18 protein-coding genes are annotated in these 21,553 nt (G+C 58.6%); 9 read left to right on the top strand and 9 right to left on the bottom strand.

The genetic code is table 11. The annotated features are described in order from the left end of the window. Positions 1 to 5 precede the first annotated feature (5 nt). The 5 genes from CSC66_RS04165 to CSC66_RS04145 all read left to right on the top strand — a co-directional run bounded on the left by CSC66_RS04165 (position 6) and on the right by CSC66_RS04145 (position 9,615). Positions 6 to 1,664 carry an RNA-binding domain-containing protein gene (locus CSC66_RS04165; RefSeq protein ID WP_162376114.1) on the top strand — a complete coding sequence of 553 codons (1,659 nt, stop codon included), beginning with the start codon at positions 6 to 8 and terminating at the stop codon, positions 1,662 to 1,664. A 107-nt stretch (positions 1,665 to 1,771) separates the two neighbouring features. Next, positions 1,772 to 3,784 carry a site-specific DNA-methyltransferase gene (locus CSC66_RS17565; protein ID WP_162376113.1) on the top strand — a complete coding sequence of 671 codons (2,013 nt, stop codon included), beginning with the start codon at positions 1,772 to 1,774 and terminating at the stop codon, positions 3,782 to 3,784. Positions 3,785 to 3,794: 10 nt separating this feature from the next. Beyond that, on the top strand, positions 3,795 to 6,848 hold the full coding sequence (locus CSC66_RS04155; RefSeq protein ID WP_162376112.1) for a type III restriction-modification system endonuclease: 3,054 nt from the start codon (positions 3,795 to 3,797) through the stop codon (positions 6,846 to 6,848). Next, positions 6,848 to 8,617: a hypothetical protein gene (locus CSC66_RS04150; RefSeq protein WP_162376111.1), complete on the top strand. Its 1,770-nt coding sequence runs from the start codon at positions 6,848 to 6,850 to the stop codon at positions 8,615 to 8,617. Before CSC66_RS04155 ends, CSC66_RS04150 begins: the two co-directional genes overlap by 1 nt. 269 nt (positions 8,618 to 8,886) lie before the next feature. Then, positions 8,887 to 9,615, top strand: coding sequence for a MobA/MobL family protein (locus CSC66_RS04145; protein ID WP_162376110.1), 729 nt, complete (start codon positions 8,887 to 8,889; stop codon positions 9,613 to 9,615). Between the two features lie 131 nt (positions 9,616 to 9,746). Here CSC66_RS04145 and CSC66_RS04140 read toward each other — a convergent pair whose 3' ends face one another. From CSC66_RS04140 to CSC66_RS04100, 9 genes are all read right to left on the bottom strand, one after another. After that, a complete protein-coding gene (locus CSC66_RS04140; protein WP_162376109.1) occupies positions 9,747 to 11,201 on the bottom strand; it encodes a YfjI family protein in 1,455 nt (484 codons plus the stop codon). Continuing rightward, entirely contained in the window at positions 11,201 to 11,557 is a 357-nt protein-coding gene (locus tag CSC66_RS04135; protein WP_162376108.1) for a hypothetical protein, read from the bottom strand. The genes CSC66_RS04140 and CSC66_RS04135 overlap by 1 nt, the downstream gene beginning before the upstream one ends. A 10-nt stretch (positions 11,558 to 11,567) precedes the next feature. Further along, on the bottom strand, positions 11,568 to 11,861 hold the full coding sequence (locus CSC66_RS04130) for a helix-turn-helix transcriptional regulator (RefSeq protein ID WP_162376107.1): 294 nt from the start codon (positions 11,859 to 11,861) through the stop codon (positions 11,568 to 11,570). 334 nt (positions 11,862 to 12,195) lie between these two features. Further along, the gene (radC, locus tag CSC66_RS04125) at positions 12,196 to 12,699 is read right to left on the bottom strand and encodes a RadC family protein (protein ID WP_162376106.1); all 504 of its coding nucleotides are present in this window, start codon (positions 12,697 to 12,699) and stop codon (positions 12,196 to 12,198) included. A gap of 106 nt (positions 12,700 to 12,805) precedes the next feature. Next, a complete protein-coding gene (locus tag CSC66_RS04120; protein ID WP_162376105.1) occupies positions 12,806 to 13,693 on the bottom strand; it encodes a recombination directionality factor in 888 nt (295 codons plus the stop codon). A gap of 10 nt (positions 13,694 to 13,703) precedes the next feature. After that, the gene (locus tag CSC66_RS04115) at positions 13,704 to 14,681 is read right to left on the bottom strand and encodes a YqaJ viral recombinase family nuclease (protein ID WP_162376104.1); all 978 of its coding nucleotides are present in this window, start codon (positions 14,679 to 14,681) and stop codon (positions 13,704 to 13,706) included. 65 nt (positions 14,682 to 14,746) lie between these two features. Next, positions 14,747 to 15,703, bottom strand: coding sequence for a DUF932 domain-containing protein (locus CSC66_RS04110; RefSeq protein ID WP_162376103.1), 957 nt, complete (start codon positions 15,701 to 15,703; stop codon positions 14,747 to 14,749). A gap of 517 nt (positions 15,704 to 16,220) precedes the next feature. Then, a complete protein-coding gene (locus tag CSC66_RS04105; RefSeq protein WP_162376102.1) occupies positions 16,221 to 16,817 on the bottom strand; it encodes a hypothetical protein in 597 nt (198 codons plus the stop codon). A gap of 392 nt (positions 16,818 to 17,209) precedes the next feature. Continuing rightward, complete coding sequence (locus tag CSC66_RS04100; RefSeq protein ID WP_162376101.1) at positions 17,210 to 18,646, bottom strand: IS1182 family transposase; 1,437 nt, start codon at positions 18,644 to 18,646, stop codon at positions 17,210 to 17,212. Between the two features lie 550 nt (positions 18,647 to 19,196). Between CSC66_RS04100 and CSC66_RS04095 the strand changes: the two genes are divergently transcribed. The 4 genes from CSC66_RS04095 to CSC66_RS04080 are packed head-to-tail and all read left to right on the top strand — an operon-like array spanning position 19,197 to position 21,552. Then, positions 19,197 to 19,487, top strand: a complete 291-nt coding sequence (locus tag CSC66_RS04095; protein WP_162376100.1) for a hypothetical protein — start codon at positions 19,197 to 19,199, stop codon at positions 19,485 to 19,487. Beyond that, the gene (locus CSC66_RS04090; protein ID WP_202935590.1) at positions 19,484 to 19,861 is read left to right on the top strand and encodes a helix-turn-helix domain-containing protein; all 378 of its coding nucleotides are present in this window, start codon (positions 19,484 to 19,486) and stop codon (positions 19,859 to 19,861) included. Before CSC66_RS04095 ends, CSC66_RS04090 begins: the two co-directional genes overlap by 4 nt. 9 nt (positions 19,862 to 19,870) lie before the next feature. Then, complete coding sequence (locus CSC66_RS04085) at positions 19,871 to 20,911, top strand: ImmA/IrrE family metallo-endopeptidase (RefSeq protein WP_162376098.1); 1,041 nt, start codon at positions 19,871 to 19,873, stop codon at positions 20,909 to 20,911. Then, complete coding sequence (locus tag CSC66_RS04080; protein ID WP_162376097.1) at positions 20,908 to 21,552, top strand: C1 family peptidase; 645 nt, start codon at positions 20,908 to 20,910, stop codon at positions 21,550 to 21,552. The genes CSC66_RS04085 and CSC66_RS04080 overlap by 4 nt, the downstream gene beginning before the upstream one ends. Position 21,553 lies beyond the last annotated feature (1 nt).

Genomic DNA, 21,553 nt, shown 5'->3' with positions numbered 1-21,553 from the left:
ACACCATGGCCCCTAAAGACCTCACTGCCTTGCTGCAGGAACTCATCACCACCTGGGAGAACGAGGTAGTTGAGTTCAAGCAGGCCAGCAACGATTACAGCACCGACGACATCGGCAAGTATTTCTCCGCGCTGGCCAACGAAGCCAATCTGCGTGGGGCCGAGCGCGGCTGGCTGGTGTTCGGCGTCAACAACAAGACCCGTGCGGTCGTCGGCACCGACTACCGCACGCAGATGGATCGCCTGCAAAGCCTCAAACAGCAGATCGCCGCCGATGCCGAACCTCGCGTCACCTTTCGCGAGATTCATGAGTTGCAGCACGCAGACGGCCGCGTGCTCCTGTTCGAAATTCCTGCCGCTCCGCTGGGCATGCCGATTGCGTGGAAGGGCCACTACTACGCCCGTGCTGGAGAGAGCCTGAGCCCGCTCGGCCTGGACAAGCTGGATGAGATCCGTGGTCAGACGCTGTCACAGGACTGGTCCGCGCAAGTCGTTCCTGCCGCCACGTTGGCCGACCTGGACGAAACGGCCGTCGCCAAGGCGCGCGAGTCGTTCGCCAGAAAATACGCCAACCGCATCGGCCTGCCGGAAGTGATGGGCTGGCCTCTGTCCACCTTCCTGGATCGTGCCCGACTTACACAAGGAGGTCAGATCACCCGAACCGCCTTGCTGCTACTAGGTAAAGCGGAGGCTGCTTACCTGTTGTCGCCGCATCCGGCGCAAATGACCTGGAGTCTTGAGGGCAGCGAGCGCGCCTACGAACACTTCGGCCTGCCGTTTCTGCTCACCACCACAGCGCTTTACCAGCGCATCCGCAATATCCAGCTGCGCATCCTGCCGCAGAACGAGCTGGTACCGGTGGAAGTGCCGAAGTACGACCAGAAGATCGTGCTTGAAGCCTTGCACAACTGCATTGCGCATCAGGACTATCGACGCAACGGCCGGGTAGTGGTGAAGGAACAGCCCGACCGCTTGGTGTTCGAGAACCAGGGCAGCTTCTTCGAGGGAAAGCCGGATGATTACGTTGCCGGCCACAAGACCCCGCATCGCTACCGTAATCCGTTCCTCGTCCAGGCGATGGTCGAGCTGAACATGATCGACACGATGGGCTACGGCATCCGCGACATGTATCTGGGCCAGGCCCGCCGCTATTTCCCTATGCCGGACTACGACCTGAGCGAGCCAGGCGAAGTCAGGATGACGCTCTACGGCGGTGTGGTGGACATCGCCTATTCGCGCCTGCTCATCCAGAAGACCGACCTGCCGCTCGCCGACGTGCTGGCGCTCGACCGGGTGCAGAAGAAGCTGCCGATCCCCGATGTCGCCGCCACCCGCTTGCGCAAGGCCGGGCTGATCGAAGGACGCAAGCCGAACTACTTCGTGTCGGCGGAGATTGCGGCAGCAACGGCCAGCAAGGCCGACTACATCCGCACGCGCGCTTTCGACGATGAGCACTACGCCAAGCTGCTCACCGAATACCTGAAGAAGTATCAGCGCGCCAATCGCGCCGAGATCAACCAACTACTGCTGGACAAGCTCAGTGACGCGCTCACCGAGGAGCAGAAGGTCAAGAAGATCGACAACCTGCTGACCAAGCTCCGACGCGCGGGCCGCATCCACAACGCTGGCAGCCGTGGCCAGCCGGCTTGGGCGCTTGCAGAATGAACGCAGAAAGCTGCAGAAAGCCCGCGCCGGCAGCTGGCCGGTAAATCAATCACTTACGACCATTTTACGCCTTGGCTTGCAGAAAGCCGGCAAAGAGAAGCCTCACGATGGACAAGCTGAAGATGCACTCCCCCGACCTGACCGCCGCCAACATCGCGCGCATCCGCGACCTGTTCCCCGGCTGCGTGACGGAGGCGCGGGGCGAAGATGGCGAAGTGAAGCTGGCGGTTGATTTCGACCTGCTTCGGCAGGAGTTGTCGGCGTCGCTGGTGGAAGGGCCGCAGGAGCGGTATCACCTGGATTGGCCGGGCAAGCGTGAGGCGCTGCTGACGGCCAATGCACCCATTGCCAAGACCTTGCGCCCGTCACGGGATGAGAGTGTGGACTTCGATACGACGAAGAACCTGTTCATCGAGGGCGACAACCTGGATGCGTTGAAGCTGTTGCAGGAAACGTACTTGGGCAAGGTGAAGATGATCTACATCGATCCGCCTTACAACACGGGCAACGATTTCATCTATGAGGATAACTTTGCGGAGAACGCGGACGAGTACCTGCGACGCTCGAATCAGGTAGATGCGGAAGGCAATCGGATGGTGGCGAACACCGCGGCCAATGGTCGTCTTCATTCCGACTGGTTGAGCATGATGTATTCGCGTCTTCGCCTGGCCCGTAACCTGCTTGCAGATGATGGTGTTTTCCTTGCCTCGATTGATGACAGCGAGGCATCCACGCTAAAGCAGATCCTCGACGAGGTTTTTGGCGAACAGAATTTCATTGACACAATCACTGTCGAGATGTCAACAACTTCTGGCCCGAAGACAGTTAATGCACAACAGGGCACGATCGTAAAGAACGCCGAGTTCATCCACATTTACCGAAAATCCGAGGAATTCGATAAGAAGCCGCATAGACCACTTCTTGATGGAATCGACTCATTCGATACGCACTATTCTATTTGGCTCCACGAAGACGGAAGCCTTGGGTCGCTTGCAGACGTGATGCTCTCCAATGAGGCTGTTGGGGCGGAAATCAGGCGATTTGATCTGATTGAGCGAAACAGGTTTAGCATTAAGAGCATAGATAAATTGATTGCAGTTTCAGATAAAGCAAAGTCTTTCATCGAAAGTAATCTGGAAAGAATCGCTCGTATAGATAGGCCGCCCATTTCTGCCTCCGGCAGATCGACTCGTGTCGGACACTACGAAACATTCGAGGCAGACCGCCGAACCTACCTTCTAACGACTCTCGAAAATGGTGCGCTTCAAGCCTTAATGCCCCTCTCTTTGAACTATCGAATGTCTGACGATTACAAGCCAAGATTCGGTAGAACAGTAATTCGTGGCGACTTGTGGAAGGGGTTCCATCAAGATATGGGTAATGTTGCCAAAGAGGGTGAAATTGCGTTCTCCAATGGAAAAAAACCTGTTCGCCTTATCAAGCAGCTGATTCTTTGGGCTAACAATTCTGAAAATGGAACTATTGTCGATTTCTTTGCGGGATCTGGAACTACTGCGCATGCGGTCATGCAAGCTAATGCCGAGGATGGAGCGAACCGCCGCTTCGTCGTAGTGCAGATTGGAGAGAAGCCAGAGCCAAAATCTGACGCAGCAAAGGCCGGGTTCGCAACAATTGCAGACGTGAGCAAGGAGCGTATTCGCCGCGCTGGCAAGAAAATTGCCGCCAACCTTGCCAACGGCAGTGTGGACACCGGCTTTCGCGTTTTAAAAGTGGAGACATCCAACATGGCGGATGTGTTCTACAGCCCGGATGCCACCACGCAAGACGACCTGCTCGCTGCCATCGACAACATCAAGCCTGACCGCACCCCCGAAGACCTGCTGTTCCAAGTCATGCTGGACTGGGGCGTTGATCTGGCCCTGCCCATCGAGAAGAAGACCATCGCCGGCAAGGAAGTGTTCTTCGTAGACACCGACGCGCTGGCGGCCTGCTTCGACGCCGATGGCGGCATCGACGATGCCTTCATCATGGCGCTGGCGAAGACCAAGCCACTGCGCGCCGTGTTCCGCGATGCCGGCTTCAAGAACGACGCGGCCAAAATCAACGCCGAACAGATCTTCAAGCAGCTTTCGCCTGGCACCGACGTGAAGACGCTCTGAGGCCCGCATCATGAAGTTGAAGTTCAAGACGCAGGCCTACCAGACCGCCGCCGTGCAGGCCGTAGTGGACTGCTTCAAGGGCCAACCGCCGGCGAGCAAGGAAGCGGTCAGCTACCGGCTTGATCCCGGTAAGGCCAAAAAGGGTGTGGAGGATCTGTTCCTTGGCAATGCTTTTCGCAATGCCGACCTGCAGATCAGCGATGCCGCTGTGCTGGAGAACATCCAAGCCGTGCAGCACAGCCAGAACCTGCCGATCTCCGAGGCGCTGGTGAAGACCAAGGTGTCCCGCTTCAACCTCGATGTCGAGATGGAAACCGGCACCGGCAAGACCTACGTCTATATCAAGACCATTTTCGAGCTGAACCTGCGCTACGGCTGGAGCAAGTTCATCATCGTGGTGCCGTCCATTGCCATCCGCGAGGGCGTGTACAAGTCGCTGCAGATCACCGCCGACCACTTCCTGGAAAGCTACGGCAAGAAAGCGCGATTCTTCATTTACAACTCCAAGCAGCTGCACCAGCTGGAAAGCTTCTCGTCCGATGCCGGCATCAACGTCATGGTCATCAACGTGCAGGCGTTCAATGCCACCGGCAAGGACAACCGCCGCATCTACGAAGCGCTGGATGATTTCCAGTCGCGCAAACCCATCGATGTCATCAGCGCCAACCAGCCCATTCTGATCCTGGACGAGCCGCAGAAGATGGAAGGCGGCAAGACCCTGGATTCGCTGGTCAACTTCAAGCCGCTGATGGTGCTGCGCTATTCGGCCACGCACCGAACCACCCACAACAAGGTCCACCGACTGGATGCGCTGGATGCCTACAACCAAAAGCTGGTCAAGAAGATCGCCGTGCGTGGCATCTCGGTGAAGGGACTGGCGGGCACCAATGCCTATCTGTACCTGCAGTCCATCGAGATTTCTCCCCAAAAACCGCCGCAGGCCCGCGTCGAGTTCGAACAGAAGCTGGCGGGTGGCAACATCAAACGCGTCGTACGCAAGCTGGGCAAGGGCGACAACCTGTTCGATCTGTCCAACGGGTTGGACCAGTACAAGGGGTTTGTCGTCGCCGATATCAGTGCCATTACCGACACCCTGAGTTTCGTCAACGGCGTTGATCTGGGCGTAGGAGATGCCTCCGGCGACGTGAACGAGGCAGCGCTGCGCCGCATCCAGATCCGGGAAACGATCAAAGCCCACTTCGACAAGGAGCAGGCGCTGTTCGCACAAGGCATCAAGGTGCTTAGCCTTTTCTTCATCGACGAGGTCGCCAAGTACCGCGACTACGCACTGGCCGACGAGAAGGGCGAGTACGCCCGCATCTTCGAGGAGGAATACAACGAATACCTCAACGAAGTGCTGGAGCTGGAAGAAACGCCGTACACGCGCTACCTGAAAGGGATCGCGACCGAGAAGACCCACAACGGCTATTTCTCCATCGACAAGAAGAGCAAGCGCCTCACTGACCCGGAAGTGGCCAAGCGGGGCGAGAATGCCGGGCTTTCCGATGATGTGGATGCCTACGATTTAATCCTCAAGGACAAGGAAAAGCTCCTGTCCTTCGACGAGCCTACGCGCTTTATCTTTTCCCACTCGGCGCTGCGCGAAGGCTGGGACAACCCCAATGTGTTCGTGATCTGCACGCTCAAGCACAGCGACAACACAGTCTCGCGCCGTCAGGAAGTGGGGCGTGGCCTGCGCCTGGCGGTGAACCAGCACGGCGAGCGGATGGATCACCCGGCGATCGTGCATGACATCAACCTGCTCACCGTGGTTGCAAGCGAAAGCTACAAGGACTTCGTTGCCGCTCTGCAGAAGGACATCAGCGAATCCCTGTCTTCGCGTCCACGCAAGGCCGACCAGGATTACTTCACTGGCAAGGTTCTGAAAACGGCCGCGGGCGATGTCACCGTCACGCCTCAGATGGCGAAGCAGATCTACAAGTTCCTGCTCAAGAACGACTACACCGACGACAACGACCGCATCAGCGAGGCCTATCACCAGGCCAAGCAGGAGGGAACGTTGGCCGAACTGCCGGCGGAACTCAAGGAGTACGCAGAGCAAGTGTTCGCGCTGGTGGACAGCGTCTTCAGCGACAGGCAGCTCCCGGAGGTTGGCGACGACCGCAAGCCGAAGAAGAACCCGCTCAACGACAACTTCAACAAGCATGAATTCAAGGAGCTGTGGAGCCGGATCAACCGCAAGGCTGCATATAGCGTTGCCTTCGACTCGGACGAGCTTGTGAAAAAGGCGGTCGCCGCCATCAACGCCAAGGATGCCGGCCTGCGCGTGACGCCATTGCAGTACACCGTTGAGCGCGGGCAGCAGGTCGATGAGATCAGCTTCGACGCAATGAAGTCCGGCGACGGCTTCCGCGTTGGCGAAACCCGCACAGAGAAGTACAAGCAATCGGTGCAATCCGCCGTTCGCTATGACCTGATCGGCAAGATCGCCGAAGGTACCCAGCTCACCCGTCGCACGGTGACCGCGATCCTAAAAGCCATCAACGCTGCAGTGTTCGCCCAGTTCAAAACCAACCCGGAGAGCTTCATTGCCGAGGCCATCCGCTTCATCAATGAGCAGAAAGCTACGGTCATCATCGAGCACCTGGCCTATAACCCGATTGACGACAGTTATGGTCTCGACATCTTCACGGACGGGCAGATCAAACAGGACTTCAGCAAGGCCGGGGACAAGCTGAGGCACCACGTCTACGACTATGTCGTGACCGACTCCAACGTCGAACGCCAGTTCGTGCAAGAGCTGGATGTCAGCAGCGATGTCGTGGTTTACGCCAAGCTGCCGAAGGGATTTTTCATCCCAACACCGATTGGCAACTACAACCCGGACTGGGCGATCAGCTTCAAGGCCGGCGCGGTCAAGCACATCTATTTCGTGGCCGAGACCAAGGGGAGCATGTCCAGCATGGCCCTGCGCCCCATCGAAGACATGAAGATCGAGTGCGCCCGCAAGTTCTTCGCTGAACTCAACAAGAGGCACGTCGCAGAGAACGTGCGATATGACGTGGTCAACAGTTTTGAGAAGCTCATGGAAGTGGTGAAGTGATGGCAGCCAAGAAGGTCGATGGAAAGCCGACACCCACCAAAGCCAAAGCTCCCCGGAGTACCAAAACTACCAAGACGGCGGTAGAAAGCACTGCCCCACAGCTCCTGCAGACGAATCGCGTCGACCATCCCTTTCGGTCCGAAGTTCTGAGCTCGTTTCTGGCGCACATCAAAAAGGAAGCCAATCAGGACGTCAGCGCAGTAGATGCGGTCTTTCATCGCAGTTATGCCAAATATCGCCACATGCCGTACCCCGATCTGGCTGAAGACGCATGGCGATCCGACTTCATGCAACGCACGTGGATCAATGTTCTCCTGCACGACGGCATGACCGATGAGCTTCGCAAGGAGCTCTATCCTGGCCGATTCGACCTGGGGAATACTCAATCGGACAGCAGGGCCCCCGCAGATCTCGGAGAGCTCCTGCGCGAGATCAACGGAGGCAAGAAGACCGGTAGGGGAGAAAACGTCGGCGGCGTACAGAAGAAAGATTTAGGGACAGTGTTCAGAGGTATTGAGTCGGTCATCCAAAGACGACTAGGCGACTCCTTTGAAAAGCTGACAGCAGGCGATTTGAAAGTCATCAAGCTGCTTTATCGCTTGACCAAGGGGCGCCCCGGTCATTTGTTTGGACTGATCGCCCCTGCGGCAGACAACGCATCCGTGGAGTTCGGAGATGCTTACCGAGATCGCCAGATTGACGAGCCAACACCCAATGAGATAAGGATCGAAGAGAACGAGCTTCTCGTTGCAGACTTGATCGCCTATCTCAGCGTTGAAATTCCAGAAACGACTCTCAGTGCCATCCATGTGCAACTGCTGAACTACTCGAAGCTCCTAGAAGCTATTGTGATTGAGAACGATGAAATTCTCCTTCCCATTCGGGCGGTCAGCCAAACAATCGGGAGCGATCCAGCGCCCGCTTACTTATTCCTTGCGCAGATTATCGATCTATATCCGAACATCAAACCTGCTACGCGACAAAATGCTTGCGATGAGGCGCTATACACCTACTTGCGATCACTGCATTTCCAGCACTTTGTGGGCGGGTATGCAGACATCGTTGAGAAGGCGATGATTGCCGAGGATATCAAGGCTATCCCTTTGGAGATGGAGCGATTCTGCAATGAACTCGCCGAGGCCAATATGATTCCCGTTGACCTCAACACCCCGATTACTTCGATTGAGGAGTTCCCTGAGCTTGTCAAACGGCAGTCGAATCGATTCAAGTCGCTCATCAAATCTGCGACGGGACTCGCGACGCGAGATGACACGCTGGACGACATCTGCAGCCACGCCAGCAAAATTCTGAATGCTTACATGTGGGTGCAGTTTCAGGAGAAGGATCTGCGGAAGGAATGCATCTCCGTCGCGGACTGCCTCGCCTCCCTGATTGCCATTCGCCACCAACAATCGGTGAAAACGAACTACAAGCCGCGGTGGTTCGGCCTTACGGATGTGGGTGCCAGCCCCCTCAAATTTTTCCATAGAGAGCGAAGTGTCAGTGACTTGCAGGCCACGGATTACATTCCGGAAGGGGTAAACCAGCTCCTGTACCAAAGGTTCTGTCAAGTTCACCTACTTCTCGTTGGAAACCAGGACAGGCACGACTCATGGATGTTATTTCAACTTGCGCGATTGCGGCAGTACGCCTCGTGCATGCAGTCGAACAACATCTCTGGCATTTCCCACTCCATCAACCACCTAAATGACTTCTGCTCAAACATCTCCGAACTTGTCGCCAAGCGGATACTGATTTCCGCTCAATAACTCTGCAGCGAGCAATCTCAATCTCATGACGGCATGAGTAATTTTCTACTCGCCAACACTAAGCCTATGGAGATGGAATCAGCAACTGCTAATAGACATGAGAGGCTACCTCACTGACTTGAAGCGATGGACTAGAGGTAGGTAACACACGCGCACTTACCTTTTCTCTCAGGTCCGGCAGATACGACGACTAAAACCCCATCTCCACGGCAGCCGACGGCATCAGTCCGTCGGCTTTTTATTGACTCGTGAGAAAGGGTGACACACAGATGGCCAGCTTCCACCACAGCATCAAGAGCGGCAAGAAGGGCAGTGCCCGTAGGCATTCCACTTACATTGGTCGCGAGGGTGCAAACAGTACTCGCGAAGACTTGATCCACACCGGCTACGGCAACCTGCCCGATTGGGCCAAGGGGAATCCGGGCTATTTCTGGAGCATGGCAGACAAGTACGAGCGCGCAAATGGCGCCGTCTACCGTGAACATGAGATCGCATTGCCTAACGAATTGACCAGGGAGCAGCTCATCGAGCTTGCAGAACGACTCGTGCTGAACTTAGTCGGTAGCAAGCCCTATCAGTACGCGATCCACGCGCCGGAAGGCAGCATCGGCAAAATTCAGAACCCGCACATCCACCTGATGTACTCGGATCGAATGCCGGATGGGATCGATCGTGCTCCGGACCAGATGTTCTCGCGCTTCAATGCCAAGGCACCTGAGACCGGCGGATGCCGCAAGGACAGCGGTGGTAAGACACCCTTGCAGCTGCGGCAGGAGGTCACAGCCACGCGCAAGCTGGTAGCTGACACCCAGAACCAGGTGCTGTCGGAGTGCGGTTACGATGCCCGAGTTGATCACCGGAGCCTGCGCGCGCAGGGCCTGGAGCGTCGCGCGGAGCGTCATTTGGGCGCGCACTTCATCGAGGGGATGGGGGCCGGCGAGAAGGCGCTGTACGCCTTCCATCGCGGCGCGCCCGGGTCTGGAGTGGTGGAACTCTAGTCAGGCCACTGCCCTACCACACGTGCGATTCTGCGACGGAGTAGCGAAATCGCGCGTCATTCGCCCTACCGGCTGCGAAAAACGCGAAAGCCCCGGCACCAGGCCGGGGCTTCCTCGATCACCTCGTCGGACTACATGCTGCCGAAGAAGTGGTTCATCAACCGGATGTACGTCTTCTTGTCCTTCGGCGCAACACCAACCTCCACTGCCCCCTGGGCTGCGAGCAGCTCCAGAGCGTCGTTCAGGCGCGCCTTGTCGCGGACAGGGCCTACGCGCAGCACGCGGTTCTTCGGCGCATAGCTGTCTGACAAAGGTCCACCCCAGTAGCGCGACCGCAGGTGGTTCGCTATCGCCTGTGCGTCGACCTGATCCTGGGGGACCACGAACTGGGGCGAGAACAGGTACTTGTATTCTTCGACGTGCCAGCGAATGATCTTGAATGCGCGCTCCAGCGTGTCGAGCGTGATCTTGCCGCCCTCACCACCGAAGTAGTGCATCGCCGCAGCGAGGCGCGCCAGGATCTCCATCACCTTCGACGCGAAGTCGTTGATGTCGCTGAGGTACTCGCCTTCACGCAACATACGCTCGGTCTCGGCAGCAAGGCCAAACCAACGCGCTTTCGCGTCGTCCGAGAACTCAATCTGTTCGCGCTCGATCTGGCCCGATTCGATCATGCTCTTGTACGCAGCCAACAGCTCCTTGATCCGCGCATGGAACACCGGGAGGTGTTCCCAAGTCTGCTCTTGCGGATTCACCCAGCGATAACCCTGGGTCGACGCCGGCCAACCCACCAGATAGCGCGCCCAGTGCCCAGATCCTTTCGCCACCGAGCCCCGCTTTTCCAGGTAGGCCTGCAGCGGCGCTTTCTGCGTCATGATGCTGACCGACACGCGCGGATTCATGGCCAGAATGTGCTCCTTGCCAGCGCGATCCAGCGGCAGCACCTCCGGCGAATCCCACAGACGGTTGAGCAGACCCAGGTGCGACATGGCGGAGCTCTGGAACAGCATCTGCCCCTCGTCCGTGGTGAGCGCGATGGACTCGCCGTCGCCCTGCAAGGCTTCCATGATCGCTTTGGCGCTGATGTCCTGGCGCAGGAAATAGCGCAAGCGCGGCACGCAGGGTTTCCGAGTCCCGTGCTCGACCAACTCAGCATCCAACTCGCGGGTGTCCTTACCCTGGCTGCTGGCTTTGCTGATAGCGCGTCGCAGGCCCTTGTTCTTGGCCTGCCAGGCATCGAGTTCGGCCTGGTACTGCGCCATCCTGAGGTGTTGGCTGGTGATCGCCCGCAAGTCCGCGTCGTGGAACGGCGCGAGCAGCAGCGATGCCAGCGTTGACTTTCGCTCGCCGGATTCAGCAACGAGCAAGAGGTTCTGCGACACCGGTCGCACCTGACCGGTCGGCAGCTTCACATCGATCAGGCCTTGGCATGCCATGGAAATCGCGTTAATCAGGACCATGCCGACCATCGCATCCGGCGCCTGCACGTTGCGACTGAGTTCGTAGCCGGTTTCACGGACAATCACCAGGAACGCGTCCAACGGATACGGAGTGGGCGCGAGAGGTTTCGGGAACAAACCGTTCATCACTCGCCCTCCATGTTGTTGACAGACACCGCGCCATCGGCGACCGAGTGCAGCACCGTCCCGCACTTGTCGCACTTCGCCTCGTCGCCACGTTCAGCGCGCCACTTGCGCTCCGCATTCAGCAACTTCCTGAACTGCGGCTGGTGGAACTTGTAGCCATACGCGGCGTTGAACTGATCGCAAGCCGCCTTCTGCGACCCTCCGCACGCTAGGTGCTGCTCGATCAGCGGGTACGCTTCCTTGAAGTCAGCCGTCCTCCTAGCCATACCGGAGACGACCTGGCTCTGAAGCGCGAGCTTCAACTTCTCCAACGCGGCGCTCGCCGCCATCGGAATCTCATTCGTCATCGTGTTCATCCGAATTCTCCTACTGGCCACGGCGCTTGTTGCTGCGCATTTCGATCCAGGCCAGCGCATCGGTCAGGCGGTAGATCTTCGGCGAGCGATCCCCGTCGTACAGCGGGATTCCCTTCGGGAAATCGGGGTCACCCTTGATCAACTCGTAAGCCTTCGATTTGCTCATGCGCATGAACTTGAGCAGCTCCTTGAAGCGCAGGTTCGAACTCTCGGTCTGCCACAAGGGCACCCCATCCAGTTGCGTCGTTTCCGAGGAGCGACAGACGTCCTCGTTGTTGTTCGCGACATGATTCTTGGTAGTCATTGCTAGTTCCTTCATTGTTTTAGGTTGGTAACGAAGGAGTCCGGCCGGAGTCCCGGGCCGGATGTCATCCGGCTTGGAACAAGTCTGGATTTGGACCAGAACCCGCGCGACGGAAAAATGTTCAACGTTTTTGCAAGCACCGTGCCGGGCTGCTGACACCGCCTGCCACCTAACCTCGCTTTGACCCAGATCACCTCAGATCCCAGGCAGTCATACCGGCAACCCTGTACCGCTTGACGCCGGGCTGAGTTCGGAGCGTGCACAGCAAGAAAATAAGAGAAGCCCAACTAGGGCGAGAGCTCCCGCTCTCGCCCGTTGCTTCTGCAATCGGTAGTTAGACCGTTCCGGCCGCTGCCATCGATCGCGCCTCTTCCGCTCCGACGACGATGTGATCAAGCAGCCGGACATCCACCAGCGCAAGTGCCTGCTTGAGCCTGGCAGTTACCGCCCGATCCGCCGCAGAGGGATCCGTGGTCCCCGAGGGGTGGTTATGCGCCACGATCACCGCTGCCGCATTGCAGCGAAGGGCTTTCCGGACCACTTCACGCGGGTGTACCTCGGCCCCGTCGACGGTGCCATGGAACAATTCCACGTATTCGATCAGCCGGTGGCGCGTGTCCAGAAAGACCGCTGCGAAGACTTCCCGCTCCAGTCCTGCCAGTTTGTCTTGGAAGAACCTTCCGGATGCCTGTGGATCGGTGAACGATTCCCCGCGCTGCATCCTTTGGCCCGCGACGGCCCTTGCCGCCTCGATGATTTCATCCGCATTGGCAATGCGGTAGCGCCGCAACTCACTTCTCACGTACAGCCGGTTGCCTTGCGATGCTTCGGGTCGCATTTCGGTGTCCTTGTCGGTGATGCATTGATCTGCCCTGCGCGACAAAGCGAAGGGGCCATAGTTGGCCCCTTCGCCTTCGCTTGCATGGATGAGTGTTTCGGTTCGTCTAATCTGTGCTGGCGATGGCGATCTTTTCCTGGAGGCGTCCGCTGAGGCCCTTCGGTGCGGCCACATTCGGCTTTGCGGCCGTGCCTTGTTCATCGGGGAAGAACTCTTCGACGACCGCCGGGACGTCTTCCTCCAGCTCTTCAAACGCACCGTTGGCAAAGCCTTGGCGTGCCGCTTCATCCAGCGCGGCTTGGTCGAAGCCGGCTTGCTTGCGTTCCCCGTCCAGTCGACGTGCATCGGTGATCGCTTGCTCCAGCGCCATGCCGGAACGGACCGAAAGATCCACATAGAAGATTGGCGCACGGTGACTCTGGGTCGTCGACTTGCCGCGCAGCTTCAGTTCCAACGGCAGGCAGGCCAGCAACCCGCCTGAGACGGCCTCGAAATAATGCAACCGCGCTGCCAAGGTGCGGATTGTGTTGAAAGATGTCGTGCGCAACACGAAGGTGCCGGTCTCGTCCTCCTCACCGATGCGCACGTTGAACCGTGCGTAGGGTTTGCACTGGCCTTCGGCAAATCGACAGCCCTCCGGTCCTGGACAGGGCAAGGCCTCGATGCCCTCTTGTCCCAATCTCCTGCAGCTCTCGCCATTGCCGACGCACAGGGGTCGTCCCGTGGTTCGGTCGAACAGATTGAAGTCCGCCCGCAGGTTGAGGCTCGGATCGTTGAACAGCAGCCGGACCGGCAGGCTCCGCAGCTTGCCGCCGGCCTGCTGGCGGAGTGCCTCGTCCAGCGGATGCAACAACCAACCGTCTCGGTTCTGGACCTGGCTCGTGAGGGTGAACTGGTCGTCCTTCTCTGGCAGGCGCATGCCATTGCGTTCGACCACGCGCCCGATCGAGATCCTACCCACCACCGGTGGGGTGATTGCAAAGCCTTTGAGCATGGGTGTTCTCCTAAGGGTGATCGGCCTTGGCCGAGATCAGGAACCGGCGAGCGCCGGGCTTGGTGACGCTGTACTGGGCCACCAGATCCGGGTGGTCCTGGGCCAGGCGCCTGGTGTCGAGGCCGGTGCCATCCTGCGCCCGCTTGAAGCTCACCTCGCCGGTGGCAAAGACCGCACGGGCGGCATCGCCCATGGCCTGCTGCAGGGTCTGCTTGAGGTGTTCGGCGTGCTTGCCGCGTACGTCCAGCTCGTCCTTCAGGGCCACCAGCTCCGCGAAGGTGTCCGAAAGGCCCCGGTCCTCACAAAAGTCCAAGGTGTTACCACCACCGGGGTACAGCTGGCGCAACGCCTTCCCGGCGGACTCGCTGCCGTCGGCAGGCGGCTCGGTGTCGGTGGTGACGTACTGCCAGAACCTGGCTTCCAGCACCATTAGCCGGGCGATGACCTCCTCGTCACGCTCGATCCGGTGGATCTCCAGCCGTTGCCCGCACAGCAACACCGCCACGTCGGCGGCTTGCTGATTGGTCACCGCCAGTTGGTGCTGGACCTGCAGCTGGACGTACTCCGGGACACCATCCCGCCACAGCTTTGATCCCCATTCACCGGCGGTCTTGCACTCCAGGATCTGCACATCGGGGCAGCCGACGACTTCGCGATCGAGGTTGGCCAGCATGTAGGGGAAGCTCGGGTGCTGCAGGACCGCATTCACCTTGCGGACCTTGCGGTCGGTCTGCTGCGAGTACGCGACGGCCACATAGGGCTCCAGCAAGGTGCCCCAGTAACGCGGATCGTCCATGCCGGGTGGTGCATCCTCGGCCGGCGTCCTGCCGGTCTTTTCCATCCACAGTTCCAGCTGGCTCTTGTAGGGGCACAGGCCCACGGCCGCGGCGGCATCGGAACTGCCGATGCCGCCCTGGCGCACCGATAACCACTGCTCGCGATCGAGCGTCCGCGTGTCCACCAGCCGCAAGGCGGCGTTCTTCTTCATCACGATTCTCCAAATGAAAACGCCCGGCAGGGGCCGGGCGTGGGGAGGAACAACGAGGATTGGGATCAGGTGGTCAGCTGGATGAGTTCATCCCAAGCGCGCTGCTTGAACTGCGCGCCCTGGCCGAACCAGGCCGCTTCACGACGGTGATCCTCGCTGCGCGCGCGGCGGTGGTGATCTACGTACTCGGTGACACTGTTGAGCAGGCCCCAGGCCGTACCCCGGCTGGAGGCCAGCTGCGCGCCGCGGCCACCGCCCTCGTACAGAGCCCGCACCGAGCGCACGGCCCGCTCGTTGACCACCGGCGCCTTGCCGGCCTGGCCGGGATAGACCAGCACCCGCCGCAGCAGGCCGTCGACCAAGTCCGGATCGACCGGACAGGCGACCAGGTCCTTCATCTTGGCCACGAACGGACTCCAGGGCGCGACCGTGATGCCCAGCTGCTGCTTGACCGCATCGGCGTCGAACGCCGAGCGGTGCGGCACCCTCACCGCGCCCCGGTTGTCACCCAGCGCAATCTGCAGCGTGTTGTTGCAGACCACGCGCACCGAGGTGAACTGGGCCGTGGTCGCCAGCGACCCGTCACAGGCCGTTGCCAGCAGCAGGTAGCCGTTGACCTGGTCCTTGCCCTTCAGCGTGGTGCTCTGGCCGGTTCGAGCGAGTGCCCAGAACTTGCGGCCTTCTTTCAGCACACCGGCGGTTTCCAGCTCGAAGCCGCTGTACTCGGTCAGGTCGCGATAGAACTCCAGCACTTCCTCGGGCTGCACGACCTGGAAGCGCTTGGACACCACCGCCAGCGGGCGCTTGGTGTCGGAGCGGTACAACACCTTCTGCTCGGGGAAGGAATGGATCGCCCCGACCGTGCGGTTGCCCGTGATGTAGCGGACTTCGGACTCCTCGATCATCCAGTCCATGCCCGCCTGGCGCTTCCAGACGTCGATGGGTTGCAGGGTGGTGAGCTTGTTGCCAAGGCTATGCCAAGGCTTTTCGCCGGCATAGGCCATCGTTTCGACCAGGTGCATGTTGAATCCTCGTGTTGGGCGGCATAAACGCAGAAGGCCCGCCGGTAAAGGCGGGCCTTCTGTGAGTGCCAGTGAATGGCTAGGGGAAGCGATCAAACGGCGGCTTCTTTAGCAGCGTGGCCAGGACCGCGGCTGCCACGATAAGGACGCAGTAGATCGTCTCCTTGGTGTCGTCGCGCATGGCTAGACCCCACTAGGCGCTAGGAACGCAGCACCTGGGCGTGAAGCAAGACTGTCCCGCTTCAATGGGGTGTTATAGGTCTGAAAAATTTTTGCTTGAGGGCGCGCACTACCTGCCGGTGACAGGCAGAAGTCGGCCAAGAGCGGACGTCAGACTGCCCCCCAAACGCGCCTGCTTCACGAGTAGATGTGCAGGAAGCACATGAAAGAATGGCGCAGCAGCCTTGCCATATCACCTTTGTCCCTTGACGCAACATCACACCCGTCTAGCACCCGTGACGGCATAGCGAGCGCCTTCACAGAAAAAAGGTTGAGAGTAGACATTGTCTGAATAACCCTAACTGCTCTTACTGTCCATGCTATCAAATGACATAATGAAATCATGATTCGAGTAGCAATCAAGATAGCTAGTGAAGAAGTAGTTACCGTTTATGCATGTTTCGGGGAGCTTGCCTGGCTCTATTCTCATTAAATGCCATATTGTTGGAATCCAATATCTAGGCTCATCTTCTTCGCGATTCACGAACTGCTGGTGATCAGATAAGATAATAGAACGAGCAGCAGCTTCTGCGTCGGCGCGCGATCTTTCATCTCCGCACAAACTGAGCTCGTCTAGTAGGTCAAGAATGTTTGAGTTAGTTAATGTCGCAGCCAACGCTGTAGCGCGTAGTCTTACCGTATAACAATTGTCGCGAAAAGCCACGGAAAGTAGCTGCCGATAGTCGGACGGATCAAGTGGAGCGCCTGTCAGCGCCGTAATCATGAGCGACCTGCCTGGCGCGTACTTCAATAATGGGTAAGCTGAAATCAATGTCCTAACATTAAAACTCTCCGCCAATCTAAAGGCTTGTTTAGATTGCTCTGGAATATCAGTCCAATGGCGAATATTAAAAGTGCGTACTACATCTGCTAGCCCAGGAATTCTCATCATCATCATAGCTCCTTAAAGTGATCGCTAATCGGTCTGTAACCTGCACAAGGTCGAATTGGCCTTTAGCTAGAATCAGCATGTGCTAAGTGACGCAGATTAATGCCTCAGTTACGCTGCCCGACGAAGTGGCGCAGAGTTATAATGGACTTTAATATTAAAGAGCGCGTCACAAGTCAGTCAACATGATCGCGTATGGACGCATAGAATGCGTGACAAGACTTGAAGGGAGCCAACGCTTCCCCCCCCCCAAAACTTCTCCAAGTATCGCTTTAAATCCCACCTTTGCACGAGGGTCCGCTTCGGGTCGAGGCTGTGTAAAAACTCCCGGGCGCGGTGCTGCCGACGACGATGCAGCCAGTTTGAGCAAGTAGAGCTGCAGCAAAAGAACGAGATGCTCAGTCCGCGATGGCCCGCACCATGCCCTCGGTGCCCATGATCTTGATCATCCGCTTCATGTTGTAGGCCAACACCGCCAAGCTGATCTCCGTTCTGACCTTCGGTAGCGTCTTCGTCAGCAATGGCGTTGTGCCGAGCCAAGATTTGAGCGTTCCGAAGACATGCTCCACCGTCTGTCTTCGTGCCACGGCAGCTTCTGGCCTGGCATCCAGCAACATCTGCATTCGCTCGAGCACATGCTCGTGCTCCCATCGTCCGATACGCCTGTAGGTGGCAGTCGTGCACTTCTTCCGGATCGGGCAACGGGGGCAGGCGGATGACCAGTACTTATGCAAGGTCAGCCCCTTCTCCTCTGTGGTGAAGCGGTGGATCGCCCGTTCGCCCGCCGGGCATTCGTACTCATCCGCGGCTGCGTCGTAGACGAAGTCCCGTTTGTCGAACCGACCTTCGGCCTTGCTGTTCGACGTGAGGGGCTTGGGCACCAGCGGAATGACGCCTGCCTCCTCGCACGCCAGGATCTCAGGGGCGCTGAAGTAACCGCGATCCGCAAGCGCCGTCATGTGTTCGGCACCAAGGGCATCCTTGGCCTTCATCGCCATATGTGAGAGCTGCGCACGGTCATGACCGTCGTTCGTCACGTCGTATGCCACGATTAGGTGGTGCTTGGCTTCGACGGCCGCTTGCACGTTGTAGCCCACAGTGCCGGTTGCGCGCCCGCTTGAGGTCATTGACCTCGCGTCCGGATCCGTCATCGAGATCTGGCGGTCTGGAGAGGCCTTAAGCTCTTTCTCGATGCTGTCCAACTTCTCCATCTGCGCATGCAGCTTGGCCAGCTTGTCCTTCAGGTGCGGTACGCGGCCCTCCGGCAGCAGAGCCGGATCGCGATCTGCCCGATCCAGTTCGGCCAGATAACGTGAAACGCTCTCCTCCAGTTGCTTCCGGCGCCCCTTGATCTTGCCGACGGTGAAGTTGCGATCCCGACTGTTCACCGCCTTGAGCTTGCTGCCGTCGATCGCCACGATCGCGTGCGAGAAGACCTTCATGTTCCGGCACAGCGCGACGAACCGACTACACACGGCCGTGATCGCGCTGCCGTTGTCCTTGCGGAAGTCGGCGATGGTCTTGAAGTCAGGTGCCAGCCGGCCGGTCAGCCAAATCAGCTCCAGGTTCCGTTGCGCCTCTCGTTCCAGGCGACGGCTGGACTGGATGCGGTTGAGGTAACCGTAGATGTAGATCTTGAGCAGCACCGCGGGGTGATACGCGGGCCGACCACCTGCCGCGCGATTGGCGGCATCGAAGCCAAGCGCGCTCAGGTCGAGTGCTTCGACGAAGGCATCGACCACCCGAACGGGGTTGTCTTCGTGGACGTAGTCTTCAAGCCGATCAGGGAGCAGAAGCCCTTGGGAACGATCAACGCCATCCACGAATCGCTTCATGCAGAGCACCCATCGACCGGTGCTCAGATCATGCCAGTAGAGGCGGGGTTTTCACACGGCCTCGGCCAGCAGCGGACGTAAGGCCTGCAAGCGCTCCAGTCGAATGATCTATAAGCAGCCGTTTAGTCGTGTTGGAACGCAACGTTCTTGTGAGATCGCATGCCGCGGGACGGTAAAAGATCTTTTGATCGCTGTCAGCAACGCAGCGGGATCGAAACGCACAAGAATGAACCGATCGAGTTCCGCGTCGCCCGTTCGCACGGACATCGCCGAGTTCCCTAATCGCAACCATAGGCTGATCGCTTAACCGGGTTCGCAAGGAGTTGCCGATGCTGTCCGTAAGTGGGCAACTGCCAACAATCGATTAAGTGCATTTCTAGTCGGTTCGCCTTGCGAGAAATCCGCAAGCGTTGGCCACATGACGCCGTGGTATTTGCCCGCCATTCAAGCCGAATCCTGTTGTCTGATCAACAGCTGTTGACCTCACGTCCAACATGTACGATATTCTTACTTACTGGTTAGATATTCTTCCATAGCGGGGAGGTGGGAAATGAATGCCAAACACGAGCAACTGCACGACGTCCTTTCTGCGTTCTGGGATCAGAACGTACTGGAAGTTCCTGCGGATGAGGGGGGCGCGGATGAAGAGATCGCGATCGATGAGCCGTTAGTGCAGCTGGATTCGATAACTGCGGTGGATGTATTGCTCGATATCGAGAAGGTCATCGGAAAGCAGCTCTCCATCGAAAAGATCGTGCGCAAGGGTGGCTACTCGTCCAGGGAACAATTCATCCAGGAAGTGACCAACGCGGTCGATGAATGCCTAGGGGCATCACCGTGAACACCCGCGGTCAAACCGAAGAGCTGCGGGCGGCAATGGCGCAGCGATTGCGCGAGGCGCGGGAGTACGTCGGGCTGTCACAGGAAGAGGTAGCCCAGGCGCTGGGTGTGTCTCGGCCTGCAGTTACCAACATCGAAACGGGTAATCGCAAGGTAGAGGCCGTGGAGCTCGACAAGTTGGCGACGCTCTATCGCCAATCGGTAACTTTTTTGCTGTCCGGCGAAGATGCTGTTGGCGCGGTGCCGGCGCAGGTCCAGTTTCTTGCTCGCGCCGTCAAGGGGCTCTCTCAAAAAGACATGGAGGAAGTGGCCAGGTTCGCGTCATTTCTTAAGCGCTCTTCCGACGCAAAAACGGGCAAGAAGCCGCAGAAATAGGAGCTCGGGATGCTGGGTCGCAAGGAACGATTGCAAATCGCACAGCAGGCAGCCGGCATCCTCAGGGACAGCGGTTCGCTCGACCGGATTCGAGACCAAGGCTACACGCGCGTAGATCCTTTCAAGATCGCAATCGATGCGGACCTTGCCGTCATGAAGCGGAGTCTCCAGGACCTGCTCGGCGGTTTTTTCCGGGATGAGCAGTCTGGCATCCTGGTGAACATCGATCGGCCTCCAGGCATGGTGCACATGACCTGCGCCCACGAGCTCGGCCATTTCTTCCTTGGTCACGAGACTACCGTCGACCAGGTGCTCGACTATGGCGCCAAGGGTGACCCCAAGGAGCGCGAAGCCGACTGGTTTGCCTACCACCTGCTGATGCCACGTTCTCTCATCGTGGATGTGATGCGGCGGAAGGGATGGCGACTGAGCGACTTGAAGAATCCCAGGACGCTGTATCAGTTGTCGTTACGGCTGGGGACGAGTTTCACCGCGACCTATTGGACGTTGATCAGCCTGGAGATGCTGTCCGTAGGACCCGCGGAAGGGGACAAGCTTTCACAGACTCCGCTGCAACGCCTGAAGCGCGAGCTGGCGACGTGGATGCCCGAGCAAACCCTGAGCGATGTCTGGCTGCTGGATGAAAACGACCGCGATCGAATCCTGGAGCCACGTCCGCAGGACCGGTTCGTCGTAGATCTTCCGAACCATGCGTCTGCAGGCTACCTCTGGTCGATCGATGAGGTCGCTGATGCCGGCTTCCGGCTCGCACCCCTCACCGTGGACGCCGAGGCGACCGCGGAGAGGGCCGACGAGCCTCTGGTGGTCGGTGGGCGCGCACGACAGCGCTACGTGCTTGAGCACGGAATCGAACGGGAGTTGGATGTACCGGCCGAACGCCTTGAACTGGAATTCAAAGAGGCCCAACCGTGGCGTACGGATGAAGCGCATAAAGCCCGTTTCACGCTGGCCGCCGAGTTCGAGTCGATGGCGATTGGCCTAGACAAGCAGTCCCAAGGAAAGCTCCTGGCCGAGATCACCGACGCATGACGATCATTCACGAAATCGATCTGCGCGGTTTCCATGGGACAGTTCGTAATCAGGGCGACCGCCCGACTTGCATGGCATTTGCGCTCTCGGATCTCAATGGGCAACGCCATCAGCAGTCGGCACAGCTGAGCCCGGAATACCTATACCGGGAGGCCGCCGGGCTGATGCCTGGATGGAAACCGGGAGATGGGCTTGAAGTGGATGCCGCTCTGCGCGCGGTATCCACGCCAGGACAAGCCCTTGAAGTCGCCGTCCCCTACGTCGCGGTGGAACCGACCCTCCCGCTAGCAACAAACCCGCAGTGCACCCCTCTGTTTGCGCGAGACTACGGCCGGCACTTGCCCGTAATGGGCACCATTGAAAGCGCCTTGACCAGTGATCGCTCGATCGGGCTGGTCCTGCGATTGACAGTGGAGTTCTTCACCGTGACTGCGAATGTTCCGCAGGTTCCCTTCTCGCCGCATGCGATCTTCGGCCTCTCGCACGCAGTCATCGCGGTTGGCATGGGTTACGACAGCGTTAGCAACGAACGGCATGTGCTGATTCGAAACAGCTGGGGCGAAAGCTGGGGAGATAGCGGCCACGCGTGGTTGCCTGCGTCCTACATCCGGACCCATGCGCTTTGTGCTTTTGGAGACTGAT

The organism is Pseudoxanthomonas kaohsiungensis (assembly GCF_010211765.1).
Lineage (GTDB): Bacteria > Pseudomonadota > Gammaproteobacteria > Xanthomonadales > Xanthomonadaceae > Pseudoxanthomonas > Pseudoxanthomonas kaohsiungensis.
This window is presented reverse-complemented; position numbering and strand designations above follow the sequence as displayed.